Origin of the sequence: Thalassospira indica (assembly GCF_003403095.1) — a bacterium.
GTDB classification, from domain to species: domain Bacteria; phylum Pseudomonadota; class Alphaproteobacteria; order Rhodospirillales; family Thalassospiraceae; genus Thalassospira; species Thalassospira indica.
This window is the reverse complement of sequence record NZ_CP031555.1, coordinates 3,620,027-3,636,693: the sequence shown is the minus strand read 5'-3', so window position 1 is coordinate 3,636,693 and position 16,667 is coordinate 3,620,027. Positions and strand designations below refer to the sequence as shown.

Genomic DNA, 16,667 nt, shown 5'->3' with positions numbered 1-16,667 from the left:
GACGATCTGGCAAAACGCCCTGAGCCAAATGAGTGGTCAGGGCGTTTTTCATTTCACTTCGTGATGGGTGCGCAGCGAATGAAACCTAATCCTTGGCGCGTTTAACGTCGGTACCTGAACTGTTATTCGTGATCCAGGGACGGCCATCTGACAACACATCGACCATGTTGGCAGTTACGTTGTTGACCTTGTCAAACGAACCGTTTGTCGCATTCCATTTTTTCAAAACGTACGCATTGTTTTCGTACAGGGTGATATAGACACTGCCATCCGTCCCGGCACCTATGTCTCCGACAGTTACACTTTGACCCAACGGGCGGTTTTCAAACCTTGTCCCGGTGTATTGCTGAACAATGTTATTGTTGTCCGCGATCCACAAATCACCTGCACGGCCAACAGCCACCTTGCGCACGTCGTCATTGCTGAATTTGGTAAAGGCGTTGGTTCCGGGTTTAAGGTGATAAAGCTTTTCGGTGATGACGACATAAACCGTGCCATCCGGACCAATCGATATATTTTCAATGCTGCCCGACGTCACCGAATAGGTTCGCTGGATCGTGCCTGTTGATGACAGCTTATAGATCGAGTTCGAACTGTTTCCGTTTGTCCAGATACTGCCATCAGTCGCGACATCAAACTTCTCGACATCCTGATTAAAGGACAGGGTGACTTGTTCGAGCTTCTTGGTCTTGGTGTTGAACTTCTGGAACTGGTTTGCTCCCTGATTTAAAGGCGTGCCATACAGGTAGAAACCATCATCTTGTCCGACGGCAATCTCGTCGATCGAATTGAGGTCCGCAGTGAATGTTTCAAAAGTTATGTTTTTTGAAAACGTAAACGCGCTTGGGGATGTAACATCCACAACAGCCGCGGTATCGCCACTGCCGGTGGTATCCCCGACGGTTGAGGCTGCAACAAGGCGATCATTCTGTTCGTCACGCTCAAAGAACTTTGATGCAAGTACAATAGTGTCAGTTGCAACAATCCAGGGAAAGCCATTGGGGCCGACCGCGACGCTTTCCGGGGTGTGGCCCGGTGTTTGAACGACTTCAAAGGTTTTGCCGTCCGCACCCAAACGCATCAGGAATTGATTGGTGGAAACGACATAAACGCTGCCATCCGGACCGATCGAGATGCTTTTGGCCTTTTGCGATAAAACCTCGCATGGTGATTTTTCGCATCGCTGGACAAGGTTGTCAGAACGAATTGTCCAGGGGGTTCCTTCCGGGTCGACGGCAACCAAGATGCCCTGACCGGGAATGCGATCAAACCGCGTCATGGCCTCATTAAGCTTGGATAGGCTTCCGCTGGCATCGGCAATGACAACCGATCCATCCCCGCCAATCGCAATGTCTGAACCGGTTGCACCCGGGATTTGCTTCCACAGTTTTCCGGTGTGACGGAATACCCGGCCCAAGGTGGAAATTCCCCACGGGTCGCCATTTGCGTCGACTGCCAAACGCACCAGTGTTCCCGGAAAATCTTCAAGCCGTTTGCGGCTGTTGGACCAGCGGAAAATACTTCCGGCCGCGTTCAAAGCAAACACACTGCCATCCCGGCCGATTGCCAAAGCCGTGGCGTTCTCGCGGGTGTTGATAAAGGTAATGTCCTCGGTCGTTGTTACCGTCGTCGGATCAAGACCGGGATCGTTCCCGGTTGACGGGGCCACGGTTCGACCGGTGCCTTGCGTACTTGCATCTGTACTTGGTGTAACAGGTGACGCGGAGGCGCCAGTTGCCACCGCGACTGGCGCCGTTGACGGTGCTGCTTGTGCTGCGGGTGGTGCAACAGCTGCTGCTGGTGGCAGGGGCGGGGCTGTAACATCCGGGGCAATTGCCGCGGGCGCACTATCAACAGGGGCGACGGCATCGGGCGCGCGAATTTCCGGTGCCCGGCCTTCTTCGGTTTTGATTTTTTCCGGTGCAACCAGCAATGTCGTTGCCATGATGACGCCACCGGCAACAACCGCCCACGGCCCACCATCGGGTGTGGCGGCGGTGGCTGTCGCACCACTGATACCGGCGACAATACGCCAACTGCGTTGTGTTTCATTCCAGGTTCTGATTTGACCTTCGGCATCGACAATTACAACCCTATCGTTACCGGCAATTGCAATGTCGAGGGCACGACCGGGCATGGTGGTCCAGGTCTTTCCATCATAGGACCGAATGCCGCCATCGCGCGCCACCGCCCATGGATTTCCCGTCCTGTCGAGTGCAATGCGATACGCACTGCCGTCGATCGGCCGCCATTCGCTGCGCAAGGGGTACCATTTTTTGATTTCGCCGCTGACTTTGGCAATAAAGACATTGCCCTGCGTATCGGCGGCGACATCGGCAACGTCGGTGTCCTTGTTTTCCCACCACAGCCCGTTATAGCGATAAACCACGCCGTCGGCGCTGATTGCCCAGGGGCGATTTCCCTCGGCTGCGGAAATGCGCACAAACTTGCCCGACATTTTGCGCCAACGCTGTTCTATCGCATCCCAGCGCCACGGCGTGCCATCCGGGGCAACGGCATAGGCCTGCCCGTCACTGTTGATCGAGATATCAACTGCCGTGCCGGGCAAACGGGTCCAGTTTGATGATGGGGCGCTGTCTTGCGCGTGTGCGCCGGTGATCGGGTAGACTGTGGTAAAGGCAACACAGTACAAAACCAGACAGAACCGCATGATGAGCGGTGTCATTGGACGACTTCGCATTGCAGTCTCCGAATACAAAAAGCTATAGACCAAGCAACCGGTCACGCACCATCGCGATATGTTGCTGGCCATTTTCGTCGTTCTGCCAAGACTGAATTTTCACATCTCCATTCCTGAACTCTTCGAAGAATTCGCGTCCCTGAAGCTTTTCAATGACTTCGCTGAAGGTTGCGCGCGGCGTAAACCAGTCCTTGTGACGGTTTTCCAGACGTTCGATGTCCCGTTCAAGATCCGACATTTCTTCGATCATGACGTCACGGTCTTCCTGAGCCCGGCGGGCATAAAGCGGACGTCGCGGGGTCATCAGGATCAATACAGATCGTTCGAACTGGCGTTCAATGCGCTGTGAGAACAACAAATTGACAATCGGTATATCCATCAAGCCCGGTACGCCATCGGCTGATTTGGATGTTTCGCGTTCACTGAGGCCACCCAAAACAAGCGTCTCGCCAAACTTCATGGTGACGGTCGAATTGACATTGGTTTTGGTGGTATCGAGACGGAATTCAAACACAACCGAATTCGATGGGTCGGTCAGGAAGGTACGTTCTGCAACCACGTGCAAGCGGATCATGTCGTCTGGCAGTATTTCCGGCGTGACAGCCAGTTTGACACCAACCTCTTTTTGCACCGAAACACTGTCGCCATTGCCGCCGGAAACGGCAGCTGCCAAAATTTCAGTACCGGAAAAGAATTCCGACGTTTGCCCGGTCTGGGCCACCAAACTTGGTTTGGCCAGGACCTGATTGTCGGCATCGGCGGAGTTGGCAATATTGAGCGAGTACGTCACCGCAGGAATACTGATGGCCCGGGTGATTGTTTGCGTACTTTGTTCCAAGCCGGTATTCAGATAATCCTTGGTCCGTGTGGATTCATAGCCAAATCCGGACGTTCCGCTGAGCGGATCCCCAAACTGCAACTGCAACCCGTTCAACAGGTTGATGCCGCGCGAATTGCGGACATCTTCCTGTGTGCCGATCAGGACCACATCCACGACCACCATGCCGGTATCTGCAAAGCCCTGTTGTGCAGGGTTGGTCGCACCATATGGGTCCTGCTGCTGAGCGGCATAGGGATCCGGGGCTGTGCCGTAAGGATTGCTGGAACCGTAAGGATCAGGTGAACCGTATGGATTTGCCGAGCCATAAGGATCACTGCTGCCATAGGGATCATTTCCATATTGTGCCATCATGACCTTGGCGTCACTGTCATAAAACGACTGCCAGCCCTGAACACGGCGTTCGAGATATTCGATGTTTTCCGGCCCCAGAACTGCCTTGCGATAGGCTGCCAAAAATGCCGATGCGCCTGTGCGGTCATCCATTGCTGCCAAAGACAATGCCGCAGCTTTGAGCACTTCTGGCTGTTGTTTGGCCTCGGGTGCCACATCCATCAAACGTTTTAACGCGGCTTCCGCCGTTTGTGGATCGCGCGCGTAGTATGACGCCGAAGCCAGACTATACAGTACCGCCGGGTCATCACCGCGATGAAGGGCGACCGCGGCAAAATAGGCCTGCGCAAGGCCATAGCGCCGTTGGTCCATGTACAAAAGGCCCAACTGGTAACTGGCCGACAGGTTGCCCGGATCGAATTTAAGCGCCTGTTTGTAGCCTTGCTCTGCCAGATCAAACTTGCTGGCGTCGCCCTGCACCCCCATCAGGTGGTAGGTCAAGCCATTGAGAAACTGCAAATCCGGATTGGTAACGTCAAGCTTCAAGGCCAGATTGATCAAGCGGGATGCTTCATCCATTTCTTGGGCTTCGAGGGCCCGCGTGCTCTCTCGGACCAATTCTGAAACAGCATCCGCTTCGAGCCCGGAATTAACAACAAACTGATTGTCCGGCTTTGTCTGTGCGTTGTTTAAACCCACCGTCTGGCACCCGGCCAAAGTCACCAAGGCACAAACCGCAACCGTGCTGCGAAGAGACGTCATAAACAATCGCATCAAATACCTATTCCTGATGTTTCTTGTGCACGCTAGGTGCATAAATTCGGCGTGCGGGCGGGTTGGGGCCCCGATGAGCCCCAACCCGCGCCCCGCTACTGCATTTGATAGATTTTATTGTTTTTGGTCAGCCGCCATACCTGACCATCGCCAGCACCAATCGCACTAGAGTCCGGCTCGTCTACAATCGGATCCCAGTCTTGCTTGGCGGCATTAAACAGGTAGGTTTTGCCGTCCGTGCCAATGATCAACGCCGCACCCGGGATATCGACCGCGATATCAACAGCTGCGCCCGGAAGCTTTTGCCACTTCTTGTTGTTGTCATGGACAAAGATATCGCCATTTTTGTTTACGACCCACGGTCGGCCATTCTGATCAATGTCGATCCGTGTTGCCGTTCCCGGAAGTTTTTGCCAGCGGTTCCCATTCCGGACATGGATGGTGTTGTCAACGGCGGTAATCCACACCCCGTTGGCACTGGCGCCAATATCTTGTGCCGCCGGGCCGGGGATTTGCCGCCATTTTGATCCTGATTGGGCAAATATCAGGCCCGCGTCGTTGACGACCCATGCGTCTTTATCTGAAACAGCGACACGGATTGCCGCACCGGCCATTTTGGTCCATCTTTTTGCCGTCTTGGCGCGTTTAAATATTTCATACCCGCCGCCAACCTTGGTCAGGCCGATGACATAGGTGGTTCCGTCCGTACCGATCGCAACATCGGTGGCGTCTCCCGGGATCAAGTCCCATTTCGTTGCACGACCAGCAGCGCCGACTGTACTGGTCGATTCAATCTGGGTTAACGTGACGGTGTCATTTCTAGTGTTATTTTGACCGCCATCAATAGCAGTATCGATTTCAAAGTTGCCGACAACAACCTTGCCGTTTTCAAACGTCACGCCGCTTGATGCCTTATCAGACGGCATCAATTGCGCCCAGGTCCGTGTGTTTGGCTTGATGGGCTCCTGGGTCATCAGCGCCCAGTTGCCTGCGACTTCGTTTCGGCCATCATCCGTTTTGAGCAGACGTGCGAGATTGACCGGACGCTGTGCGACCGCGAGGGCGTCTTTGACGATTGCTTCTTGTTTGTTCTGCTCCAGCGCAATTTCGGTTGCGAAAGACGCAATGACAGAAGCGGCGGTCAAAACCACAAGTGGCGCGACTGCAGCGCCAGCGAACCCAGCGCTACTCACAACGACGCCTTGCGAAATCTCCTTGAAACGATAAGGCAGGATTTGCAGAGCAATTCGGGACGCAGCCTGGGCAAATGCTGGGGACACTGCCTCAGCTGTAACGCCGCCAAGATAGATCAAACTGATACCCGCAGCGGGTCCCAAGTGCATTAATTCCTTGGCTGCCAAGGTAGTATCTGGTGGTTTTACACCGGTATCATATGCCGAAGCCAAATTGGTTCCGCGCGATTTCCGCCAGGCCTCTCTGCCGCGCTGCCAGCTCTCCCAGACATTGCTCATCTCTGACGCCGTTAGCTTGCGGGAGTCTTGAACATAGGTTGCCAGATAGTTCACCATGTCTTGTTCGGGCTTGGTTTTGGCGCCGCGTTTGATGACGTCATACAGGTGATTGTAAACCGCACCTTTGAGCTCCAGTGAAGCTTCTGGCTCGTTTTTAATCTGTTTCCAAACACCGACCCGATACTCCTCGGCGTCGTTCTTGTTCATCTTGGAGTCTGTGATAAACTTTTCGATCGTGCCTTCGATTCGAATGCGTTCGGTGATGACTTGGGCGACAATTTCGTGCGCACCGGGCAAGCCAAACAGTCCGTTTGGCGTCCGTTTGGCCGACTCCCAACGCATATTTGTGTATTCGCAGGCTTTATTCGTTTTGACGCTGTGAACAGATCTTACAGACCCATCCGGGCATGACCAGCAAGTGCCGCCATCGACAAAGTCGAAATGTTCGCCAGCTTTACAGGTCAGCGCGGTTATTTTTTCTGCAGCCACCAGGCTTTCATTGCGGAAACAGGCATTGTGCGCGCTGACGGCGGCCGCCGTACGGCGATATCCGTCAGGGCAGGTATAACAACTGCCATTCAGATCCGGGAACGAACCTTCTGGGCAAACCCGATCAATGAATTCTGCCCGACGTGCTGTTTCAAAGATTTTGCCGCAAGCATCCCATTCATTCACGGCCGACAAGGTACGGTCAAATCCGGCCGGACATGACCAACACTCACCGCCATTGCGAAGATCTTTGAACGAGCCAGACGGGCAGGATTTGTGTGCGCCGACGCGGGTTGCGCGTTTATATTCTGCTGAAACCTGCTTTGAACATGCCTTTTGCGTGTCCACCGCAAAACCGGTTCGGTTGTAACCGCTTGGACATGAGAAACAGGACCAGGTGCCGATGTCGAAGAAGGATCCCCGTGGGCATTCTCCAACGGCCTTGCCAGTTTTGGGTGCAGATGTGAAGCCGCATGCACCCAATAGTTCATTTGTGCGCAAATCCATTGCACCACAAAGAGCGCGCCCTGTTCCTGTAAAGGCTGCTTGCGTCTGCTGCGCCTTTGCGTCCTGTGCGCTTGCCACGATACTGATGGCACCTACGATCAGGACGAGCAACGCCCGCCAGAGTATGTCGCCAGACTTAATACGGCTTCCCATCGATCTTTCCTCAACCAAACAACGCTTGTTATGTAAACTTTCCGCCCACCTGCCATTCAGCAGGCAGGTTCACTGCGCACATCCCACGAGGTGTGCCGCGTGGACTGCGTTGGGGATGAGAAGAAGTATAAAAATCGTAACCGCTTACCTACCTTGCAGCCGATCAATCAGCGACACACCAAGTCTCTTTGGAACAAGGCCAACGCTTTGATTGTCGTTGGGTGGACAGTCCTGACCGATTTCAGGACTGTCCTGTTATCAGAGTGTTCCCCCACTCTCCGTCATGTCTGAAATTTAATGCATGACGGCCCATTCCCCGCACGGAGAATTGAGCAGCGACGCCGATATGGAAACATGTAATTGGATGGTGTCGTACGTTTGCTGCGCTTACTGGATACTGAGGGCGCTTTTCGGATATCGGAGGTGAATTTTAGCCATGTTTGCGGATTGTCTCAGAAGGAAGTTCGCCGAATTCCCGATGATAATCCTGTGCAAATCGGCCCATATGGGTGAAGCCCCATTGCCTTGCGATTTCAGAGACGGTTTTCCCATAGGGTTCCGCCTTCAGAATGGCCCGGACGCGTTTCAAACGCACAACACGTAGATAAGCCATCGGCGTCATGCCAAAGGCATCCATGAAACCTTTTTGCAGCCCGCGATAGCCGCATCCGGCCGCAGCCGAAATGTCGGCAAGTCCCAGTTTCTTGTCGGCATGGGCGTGAATGTAATCACGTGCACGTTTAATGTAGTAGGGCACAACTTCGGTAACGGTGCGGCCATTCACAATGTCCTGATAACTGTTGGGCAACAGGCTCAGACATTGTGCGACCAGGATGTCTTTCATCTGGGTCGTGACGATCGGGTTATGCAATTCACGCAAAGGCCCGTCGAGCGCCTCGGCGACATAGTGGACTGTATTGCAGAAAACGTTCCAGCCCGGTGTGGTGGGATCAATCACAGGGTCGAACCGCAATCCATTTATTTCAACATCTTCGCCAACCACCGAACGGGTGTAGTTTTTGAGTTTGTCTTTCGATAAACGAAGGACAAAGGCGCTAAAGTTATCTTCTGTGGCGCTGACCGGTGCGGCCAAATCGCGCATGAACCCCGCATTTGGGAAGAATTCCAGTTCTTGCCCGCAATGCTGCGCTACACCCGCACCAGACGTGACAATATATAACAGCAGGCCATCATCATCCTCTTCGGAGGATTCGACGGTCAGTCTTGAATTTCCGAATGCGACATGCATCAGACTGATGTCATCACACTCCACGGCGGCGACGCGGGCGTTAAACTCTGCGTTGTGCCCTTTGACATCCAGATCGTGTCGTGATGCAAGGTTTTTGATCGACTCCCGGACCTCATCAAGGTCGCCCGAAGATAGTATCGTGTGATTTTGAAGATAGGTCATTGCCGTCCCCCGACGTGCATACCCGGAAAATTGTCCATCCGGCGGATCATGCAGCCCTATGGGCGTCTGTTTCCGGCAAATGAAGACAAACAGATGATACGCGCTCGTCGTGGGATAATCTATTGCTGATTGAGATATCTGGCGGGCAGTGGGTCCTGGTGATCGTTCGGGAAAAAAATCAGTAAGTAAAAAAAACTTCCCCGCCAAAATATGGGCGGGGGAATTCCGAGGTCGCGGTTTTGACTTTTATCCAGCCGACCGGTTCAGGTTATTGCGTGGCCAGATCCGGCACATCATCCTCAAGTACCCAGCCTTTATCCGTGCGACAGGCCGATTTGATTTGGCTGCTGGTACGGTTGCGTGCGGTGAGTTCCTGGCGATAGGTCCTGCACCAGACGCCTTTGTCCGTCTGAACGGTTTTGATCGGGGTCACCGCGATATCAAGCGCACCGATGGATGCTGTTTTCGCATCGCCGGAATTATTGGTTTCAAGCGATTGCTGAACAGTTTTTGCCAAAAGGTCTTGTGCGGATTTCGCAATTTTTGCCGGGGCAGGGCCATATGTCACAAGTTCTTCACTGTGGTCTTCGCCGGAATTCCATGCACGGTCACGTTTGACATAAAAGCCGATTTCCGGCGCGTACCACCATTTGGTTGTCTGCATCCACCACTGTTTGTAATAGCGTGAACACTCGATAACGTAGGTGTCAAACGTGCCTGCAGGCACCTCGACCGTTTCGGTTGCAGGGACCGTGCAGGTCAGCCATTGGTCATATTCGTTTACTTCATCGGTGACAGGATCCGTATTGGATGACCGGGTCGAAATACGAACGTGGTCGCCATATTCCAACGGCCAGATATCTTCCGAGCCAGCCTTGAACGTCGAAGAACCCGATCGTTTCTGATCTTCTTCATCGGTGTAGGACCAGTCAAGGATCGGGCCGGTGAAATCGCGGGTCATTTCGAAAAGATAGTCATCGCCACCATTCCAGACGATCCGATCTGCCTTGATATCGGCAACATAAATGGCGCGTCCGCCGTCATAGACAAAGGCATCGCCAATGTCGAATTCAGGCAGGGATGCGGGCGGAAGCGCCGGGCCGGTATTCTCCGTCTTTTCGGCATACTCGCCCAGACCGTCATTGAGACTGTTTAAAGAATCTTCGAAACTTTCAAGCGTTTGGCACGCTCCGAGCAATGAAAGGCTTAAAACGCAAGAAAGCGCCAAAAACGGGCGCTGGTAGTTCGGCAAATTCATTGTTCTGATCCTGCTTATTCATTTTGTCAGGTCGTTAACGTCCTGGTTCTTATCGCTTGGTTGTTGCGGTTGAAAAAACACCGACAGCGACGAGGAGCCCCTCATCGCTGTCGATTTACTCAAAGCTTTTGTTTGGGCAGTGTTTCATCAGAGCTGCCAAGGTCCGGCAGGTCGACGCCCGGGATCAGTCGGTAAACTGTTTCCCACTGGCCATCCTCTGTGCGGCAAGCCCGACCAAAGAACCCGTCCGGGCCACTTTCAAGACGGTCAGCCGGGAACGTGACATGATATTCCCGGCAGAAACGCGTCCCCTGACGGAAGGTTCTGAGCGGTTCAATCTTGATGGTGCCGCCACTGTTTTCGGCAAGCCCCAGCGAGACCTGGCGAATATCGCCGCTCAGCGTTTCTTCCAGCGTCATGCTGATTTGTTCATCAAGCAAAGGGTTGTTGACGGGCGAATAGGAAAACATTTGTGCATCGTTTGATGCCAGGGTGCCAACAGCCGCATCGCGGGCGGTTTCGTTAAACCAGTTGCCGCCAACAAACGCCAGCAGGACAGCAGCCGCAGCACCAATTCCAGTCCAGATCGGTGTATTGTTATTTGCAACGGTGCGCGGGCGTGCATCGACGTCGCTTTTGGTAACGAAGTGTTTTGTCGGTGTCTTTTTCTGATCAAGGATATCTTCGATGTCCTGAGACAGCTGAGGATAAACCCGATCGGCCAGAAGACGTTCAGACTGATTGCGCAATACAACCGATTGTCCCGCCATGATGTTGAACTGGCGGGTCATGGCCGGGCATTTGGCAATTCTGTCTTCCAGCTCGCGACATTCCGTCGGGGTCAGTTCGCCGTCAATATAGGCAGACAGCAAAACGTAGTCGCGATCTTCAAGTTGTTTGTTCATGACGAACCTCTGTAAATGCTGTCTTGGTCTCTTGTCTCGCCGTCATCATCATGCAGAGCAGCAAGTGTTCTTCTGGCTCTGGCGACGCGGCTCATGACCGTGCCATCAGGGATGCCCAAAATGTCGCCGGCTTCGCGATAGCTGTACCCTTCGATCAGGACCAGTGTCAGGGCGGCCCGCTGTTCCTCGGCAAGGGACGCAAGTGCTGCCTGCAAAAACATCCTGTCGGTGCCGCCGTGATTTATGCCCGGTACAGCACTGTCACGTGCATCTTCGAACGAAACCACATTTCCTTGGCGCTGATCGCGGCGTTTTTCGTCAATCCAGCTTGTCTGGATGATCCTATAAAGCCAGCTATCAAGCCGTGTGCCTTGCTCGAACTGTTCGATCCGTTCAACCGCCTTCGCATATGCTGTTTGCACCAGATCCTCTGCCGCGACAGCATCGCGCGTCAGCGATCGCGCAAAGCGCAATGCGCGCGGCAGAAGATCTGCAAGCTCTTGTCTTAAAGCAGTGTCCAAACCAGACGTCCCATTCATGATCGCAGGCGCAATTTTTCGGTCTTGTTGAACATATAACGATGGGGCCTTGGTGTTTCTTCCCTCGGCCGCGAAAAAAATATTGTGAAAAATAATTTCGACGGCCGGGAAGAAAATTCGAACTCCGTGCGTTGTCCTGTCAAATGAACGCGAAATTCACTGCTAAGGAAGTGGAGCTGACAATGTTGACCATTAAGAAGAAAAGTCTGCGCAGCAGGATTACGACAGCGGGCATTCTCGGGTTTGGCGCCTTTGCGTTGGTGGTAACACCCCTTTCGCTTGACCTTTCCCAGATTGACGTCGCAGGCAAAAGTGCCTTTGCGCAAGGTCAAGGTAATGGCGGCGGAAACGGCGGCGGTAATGGCAACGGCGGCGGCAACGGCGGCGGCAACGGCGGTGGTAACGGCGGTGGTAACGGCGGCGGCAACGGTGGTGGCAACGGTGGTGGCAATGGCGGCCCCGGTGGCGGTAACGGAAATGATGGCCCTGGCGGCGGTAACGGTGGCGGCAATGGCGGCGGAAATGGCCGCAGCGGCCCGGACGGCCCGGGGAACAGTGGTAATGCCGGTGGTAATGGCGGCGGCAAAGGTAATGGTGCCGAAGCACAAGGCAAAGGTGCAGCCGCGCGTTCCAACGCCAAGGGTCTGGGTATGCAGGCCGGGGGCGTTGGCCGTGGTGCATCCTCTGCAAGAGAAGGTGTAACTGGTGAAAAAGGCATGCCGCCGGGTATTGCAAATGCACCGGGGCTTGCTGGTGCTTTGCCGCCGGGGATCCAGCGGGTGTTTGGCGCGCCGACCGGTCCGGATGTCGAGCCGGATGTCGAACGCGACATCATTACCAAGGGCTGGAAAGAGCTGACCGGGCCTGGCGCAGGTGATGACAGTGATACGCCAGATGATGGCGAGCCGGATACCGGTGATACCGGCAGTGACACCGGGGATACGGGTGATACAGGCGACACAGGTGATACCGGAGACACCGGTGACACTGGTGACACTGGAGATACGGGCGACACCACGGGTGAAACAGGTGACGCCGGAGATACAGGTGACACGGGTGGTGACACCGGTGACGGAGCAGATAGCGGTGACACCGCCGATACTGGTGACACTGCTGCTTAAGACATCCCAGTTCAAAGCAGCTGATCCTGCTTTGACCGCCGCGGCCTGAGCCTGGGCCGTAGCAACTTGCAGCCCCGCCTGGCCCCCCGCCGGCGGGGTTCTTTTTGTCCGGAATTCAGTATTGATAAAAGATAACCCCTGCCGGTTTCCCGACAGGGGTTTTCTGATTGGCAAACTGCCGCTTGATCAGATCGATCAGGCCATTGCAGCTTTCAGACCTTCGTCCAGTTTGTCGAGGAACTGGTTGGTGGTCAGCCATTTCTGGTTCGGGCCGATCAGCAGTGCCAGATCCTTGGTCATGAAGCCGGCTTCGACAGTGTCGACGCAGACTTTCTCAAGGGTTTCAGCAAACTTGACGACTTCCGGGGTATCGTCGAATTCACCACGGTACTTAAGACCCTGGGACCAAGCAAAGATCGACGCAATCGGGTTGGTCGAGGTTTCTTTGCCCTGCTGGTGCTGACGATAGTGACGGGTCACGGTGCCGTGGGCTGCTTCTGCTTCGACGGTCTGCCCATCCGGGGTCATCAGAACAGAGGTCATCAGACCGAGCGAGCCAAAGCCCTGTGCAACGGTGTCGGACTGAACGTCGCCGTCATAGTTCTTACAAGCCCAAACGAAACCACCGTTCCATTTCATCGCGCATGCAACCATGTCATCGATCAGGCGGTGTTCGTAGGTGATGCCAGCAGCTTCGAACTTGTCTTTGAATTCTTCCTGGAAGACTTCTTCGAACAGGTCCTTGAAGCGGCCGTCATAGGCTTTCATGATGGTGTTCTTGGTCGACAGGTAAACCGGCCAACCGAGTGACAGACCATAGTTCATGCAAGCACGTGCGAAGCCCTTGATGGAATCATCAAGGTTGTACATCGACATCGCAACGCCCGAGGACGGGAAGTCGAAAACTTCGTGTTCGATGGGCTCACCGCCGTCTGCCGGCTGGAACTTGATGGTCAGTTTACCTGCGCCCGGAACTTTGAAGTCGGTCGCACGGTACTGGTCACCAAATGCGTGACGGCCGATAACGATCGGCTGGGTCCAACCCGGAACCAGACGCGGAACGTTCGAGCAGATGATCGGCTGACGGAAAACGGTACCGCCGATGATGTTACGGATGGTGCCGTTCGGCGACTTCCACATCTTTTTCAGATCGAATTCTTCAACGCGCTGCTCATCGGGGGTGATGGTTGCGCATTTGACACCAACGCGGTGTTCCTTGATGGCATTTGCTGCATCAATGGTGATCTGGTCGTCGGTCTCGTCACGTTTCTGAACCGAAAGATCGTAGTATTTCAGGTCAATGTCGAGATACGGCAGGATCAGTTTGTTTTTGATGAAGTCCCAGATGATCCGGGTCATCTCATCGCCGTCGAGCTCGACGACTGGATTCTTAACTTTAATCTTGCTCATAGAATACTCCCTTGCTGGCCGCGGCCGACATGCAGCGCGGCTGCCATTCAAGATGGTTAAATCTCTGTCTTCCGGCGCGCGAGGGAGCGCCCTGGCCGCGTCGGGAGCCCGCAACATACAGGAAGCCACCAGAAAATCAAAGAGGGCTGGAATACAACAATGTGATGAGGGCGGCAAAACCCGGAAATCCGGGCATTTCGATCAGGTGAATTGGCGATTTTTGTTGCCAAAAAGATCAATAATCCTGATCGTTTAGTCGAATTTGACGAGAAGTTCGAAAAAACTGTCTATCGGCCTCGCAGAGTTGATTTTTCTGATCCGGATCAATGACCGGTTGATCCGTTAGCCGATATTGTGACCGTATTGCCGGTGGATGGGGGAGACTCCGATTTCCGGGGCGCCATCAAAGGGGAACTGTCATGAACTTGGCAAGTGAAAACATCGTTGTCCTGATCATCTGCGTTGTCGGCTTTTGCCTGCTTGGTTTCGGCTTTACCAATCGTGATCGCAACTGGGGTGTTGCGATGATGTGGGTCGGCGTCCTGACAATGCTGGGACCGATTGCCTGGCGGCTGTTGACGCTGTTTTAGTTTGAATGTGATTCTAGTTCGACTAGGTTGCACGCAGGTAACCCTGTTGATGCCTTTGATCACCATCAATGAGGTCGTCTCTTGCATTTGATGTCGCGTTTTAGATGCGACCGGAATCAATTTGCCTTTTCACATAATGGGGACGATACTTTAGCTTGGTCTATTATTAAAAGTTAAAAGGTTTTCTTTGAGCTCGTTTTCCGATGGTTGATCTTTCCAACACTGATACTGTCAAGTTTGTTCACTCGCATGAGAGATTCTATTCAACTGCAGAGCACAGTCATGCAGACCATGCGATGATTCTGATACCCCGATCAGGTACGATGAAAGTAATTGACCAATTCTCGCAGCAGCATCGTTCACTGGAGCGCAGGTGCGCATATTACGTTGCGTCAGGGGTGCCTCATCAGACGAAAGCCATTCGCTCTGACCAGAAGCATTTCGCATTCTATTTGAATAAGGAATGGGAATTGTTTTTATCGGGCCACTTTGGCCTTGGGGCAGGGGCGGGTTTGATGTCTGGTATCTGGTCTTTGGGTCAGACAACTGTTGATCTTTTGCATGTTCTTGAGCGCGAAGACAATAACCTCTCTTCAAGCTTTTCTGGGCAGAGTAAGAGGGACTGGAAGACCAAGCTATCGGCGCTGATCGCAGAAGATTGCCTCAAAAATATCAAAACAAGTAAAGCCTGTTTTGTTCATCCGCAAGAAACGCATAGAGGGATTGTTGACCAGGCTATAGAGATACTTGTCTCTGACCTTGCTGACCCGCCTTCAATAGATACTCTTGCGGAGTTATGTGGTATTTCCCGTCGACATCTAGTCAGGGTTTTTCGTCAACAAACTGGCAAATCTATTCACGGGTTCTTGAAAGATCAAAGGTATCGCCATGCCTATGATCAGGTGATTAACACTCAGTGGTCCATGCAGCAAATTGCTTTGTCAGTTGGTGTTGAAAGCGCTGCTTCGTTTTCAACCGGTTTTCGAGAAAAGTTTGGCGTTTCCCCCTCCGCTCTACGAAAAAGAAACGCTTCGGCCTGTAACTGAAAGTTTTCTGGCTCTGACAACAAAGCAACGGATTTTGGTTTCGCTTATTGATTGACTTGGTATCAATCAGGGAGACCAAAATGAGAAGAATTAAACGTATTGTGTTTGCCGCTGCGGGCATTTTTTTGTTCGCAGAAGGTGCCGCGGCGGCAGAGAACATTGTTCTCGCCACGGCTTCAACCGGTGGCTCTTACTATCCGGTAGGCGTTGCCCTCTCAACGGCTGTTACTAACGACCTCGCGGAGTTCTACGACATTCGTATGTCGCCGATAACTTGGGGGGGCTCTGCAGAAAATGTTGACCTGATACGCTTGGGTGAAGCCCAGATGGCGATCATGATGGGTTTGTACGGCAGGGACGGATACACCGCATCAGGTACACGCGCAGGGCGTCCTGCGGTAACAAATCTGCGGTCAATTGCCGCTTTGTGGCAAAATGTCGAACAGTTCGTTGTGCGGAAAGATAAAATTAAATCTGGCACACTTGCAGATCTCGGTGATCTTGGCACTCAGTTCTCTATCGGACCGCGTAATTCTGGAACAGAAGGGACCTCTCGTTTGGTTCTTGGTGCTGTTGGCATTGAGCCGGAAAAAGCATTCTCAGTGACCAACATGAAATATGATGCGGCAGCAGAGGCGCTGCAAAACGGGCGAATTGACGGCATGAGTGCTTCTGCCGGTGTGCCAACCCCTTCTGTCGCGCAGGCCTTTGTTACTTCGGGCGACGAGATTGCTCTTCTAAATGTCAGCGATGAGCAGCTTGAGGCAATAAGCAAGGGCTCAGGCGGGCTCTTTACGCGCGCAGAAATCAAAGCAGGAACATACGAGAATCAGGGTGAGACGGTACAGACCATTCGCCAGCCAAACTTCCTTGCAGTATCTGCCGGTCTGTCTGAAGAAACTGTCTATCTGATTACCAAGGCAATGTTTGAAAATCTTCACAAACTTCAACAGGCCAATCAGGCGGCCCGCGCGATCAGTATGGATGACGCACTACAGGGTTTACCTGTCCCACTGCATCCTGGTGCCATTCGTTACTACAAAGATGTCGGGATAGATGTCCCCACCCATCTGCTGCCCTGATGTCTTGAGGCGGGAGACGTTGTTCTCCCGCCGCCTTC

At 53.4% G+C, this 16,667-nt stretch carries 12 protein-coding genes; 4 read left to right on the top strand and 8 right to left on the bottom strand.

What is annotated here, in order from left to right; all coding sequences use genetic code 11:
- Positions 1-85: 85 nt before the first annotated feature.
- The 7 genes from DY252_RS17080 to DY252_RS17050 all read right to left on the bottom strand — a co-directional run bounded on the left by DY252_RS17080 (position 86) and on the right by DY252_RS17050 (position 11,362).
- Positions 86-2,701: a tectonin domain-containing protein gene (locus tag DY252_RS17080; RefSeq protein WP_129542763.1), complete on the bottom strand. Its 2,616-nt coding sequence runs from the start codon at positions 2,699-2,701 to the stop codon at positions 86-88.
- A gap of 22 nt (positions 2,702-2,723) precedes the next feature.
- Entirely contained in the window at positions 2,724-4,451 is a 1,728-nt protein-coding gene (locus DY252_RS17075) for a hypothetical protein (protein WP_165374920.1), read from the bottom strand.
- A 290-nt stretch (positions 4,452-4,741) separates the two neighbouring features.
- The gene (locus DY252_RS17070; protein ID WP_129542761.1) at positions 4,742-6,460 is read right to left on the bottom strand and encodes a tectonin domain-containing protein; all 1,719 of its coding nucleotides are present in this window, start codon (positions 6,458-6,460) and stop codon (positions 4,742-4,744) included.
- A 1,237-nt stretch (positions 6,461-7,697) separates the two neighbouring features.
- On the bottom strand, positions 7,698-8,885 hold the full coding sequence (locus DY252_RS17065) for an AraC family transcriptional regulator (RefSeq protein WP_129542760.1): 1,188 nt from the start codon (positions 8,883-8,885) through the stop codon (positions 7,698-7,700).
- A 61-nt stretch (positions 8,886-8,946) separates the two neighbouring features.
- Positions 8,947-9,936, bottom strand: a complete 990-nt coding sequence (locus DY252_RS17060; protein ID WP_064788553.1) for a hypothetical protein — start codon at positions 9,934-9,936, stop codon at positions 8,947-8,949.
- A gap of 119 nt (positions 9,937-10,055) precedes the next feature.
- Positions 10,056-10,841: a zf-HC2 domain-containing protein gene (locus DY252_RS17055; protein ID WP_064788552.1), complete on the bottom strand. Its 786-nt coding sequence runs from the start codon at positions 10,839-10,841 to the stop codon at positions 10,056-10,058.
- Positions 10,838-11,362, bottom strand: a complete 525-nt coding sequence (locus DY252_RS17050) for a sigma-70 family RNA polymerase sigma factor (RefSeq protein ID WP_231959692.1) — start codon at positions 11,360-11,362, stop codon at positions 10,838-10,840. The genes DY252_RS17055 and DY252_RS17050 overlap by 4 nt, the downstream gene beginning before the upstream one ends.
- A gap of 200 nt (positions 11,363-11,562) precedes the next feature.
- Here DY252_RS17050 and DY252_RS22200 point away from each other — a divergent pair, with 200 nt between their 5' ends.
- Positions 11,563-12,501 carry a hypothetical protein gene (locus tag DY252_RS22200; RefSeq protein WP_064788550.1) on the top strand — a complete coding sequence of 313 codons (939 nt, stop codon included), beginning with the start codon at positions 11,563-11,565 and terminating at the stop codon, positions 12,499-12,501.
- A 195-nt stretch (positions 12,502-12,696) separates the two neighbouring features.
- Here DY252_RS22200 and DY252_RS17035 read toward each other — a convergent pair whose 3' ends face one another.
- On the bottom strand, positions 12,697-13,911 hold the full coding sequence (locus tag DY252_RS17035) for an NADP-dependent isocitrate dehydrogenase (RefSeq protein ID WP_064788549.1): 1,215 nt from the start codon (positions 13,909-13,911) through the stop codon (positions 12,697-12,699).
- 419 nt (positions 13,912-14,330) lie between these two features.
- On the opposite strand from DY252_RS17035, the gene DY252_RS22195 reads away from it, so the two are divergent.
- The 3 genes from DY252_RS22195 (at position 14,331) to DY252_RS17025 (ending at position 16,629) form a co-directional block, all read left to right on the top strand.
- Positions 14,331-14,501, top strand: coding sequence for a hypothetical protein (locus DY252_RS22195; protein ID WP_165374919.1), 171 nt, complete (start codon positions 14,331-14,333; stop codon positions 14,499-14,501).
- Between the two features lie 203 nt (positions 14,502-14,704).
- Complete coding sequence (locus DY252_RS17030; protein ID WP_082923435.1) at positions 14,705-15,547, top strand: helix-turn-helix domain-containing protein; 843 nt, start codon at positions 14,705-14,707, stop codon at positions 15,545-15,547.
- Between the two features lie 80 nt (positions 15,548-15,627).
- Positions 15,628-16,629 carry a TAXI family TRAP transporter solute-binding subunit gene (locus DY252_RS17025; protein WP_064788547.1) on the top strand — a complete coding sequence of 334 codons (1,002 nt, stop codon included), beginning with the start codon at positions 15,628-15,630 and terminating at the stop codon, positions 16,627-16,629.
- Positions 16,630-16,667: the final 38 nt, after the last annotated feature.

What these genes read in the sequence shown, in the direction of transcription:
- DY252_RS17080 (WP_129542763.1), bottom strand. Translation starts at nt 2,701, where the DNA reads ATGCGAAGTCGTCCAATGACACCGCTCATCATGCGGTTCTGTCTGGTT.
- DY252_RS17075 (WP_165374920.1), bottom strand. Translation starts at nt 4,451, where the DNA reads ATGGATGAAGCATCCCGCTTGATCAATCTGGCCTTGAAGCTTGACGTT.
- DY252_RS17070 (WP_129542761.1), bottom strand. Translation starts at nt 6,460, where the DNA reads ATGCGTTGGGAGTCGGCCAAACGGACGCCAAACGGACTGTTTGGCTTG.
- DY252_RS17060 (WP_064788553.1), bottom strand. Translation starts at nt 9,936, where the DNA reads ATGAATTTGCCGAACTACCAGCGCCCGTTTTTGGCGCTTTCTTGCGTT.
- DY252_RS17055 (WP_064788552.1), bottom strand. Translation starts at nt 10,841, where the DNA reads ATGAACAAACAACTTGAAGATCGCGACTACGTTTTGCTGTCTGCCTAT.
- DY252_RS22200 (WP_064788550.1), top strand. Translation starts at nt 11,563, where the DNA reads ATGTTGACCATTAAGAAGAAAAGTCTGCGCAGCAGGATTACGACAGCG.
- DY252_RS17035 (WP_064788549.1), bottom strand. Translation starts at nt 13,911, where the DNA reads ATGAGCAAGATTAAAGTTAAGAATCCAGTCGTCGAGCTCGACGGCGAT.
- DY252_RS22195 (WP_165374919.1), top strand. Translation starts at nt 14,331, where the DNA reads ATGAACTTGGCAAGTGAAAACATCGTTGTCCTGATCATCTGCGTTGTC.
- DY252_RS17030 (WP_082923435.1), top strand. Translation starts at nt 14,705, where the DNA reads ATGGTTGATCTTTCCAACACTGATACTGTCAAGTTTGTTCACTCGCAT.
- DY252_RS17025 (WP_064788547.1), top strand. Translation starts at nt 15,628, where the DNA reads ATGAGAAGAATTAAACGTATTGTGTTTGCCGCTGCGGGCATTTTTTTG.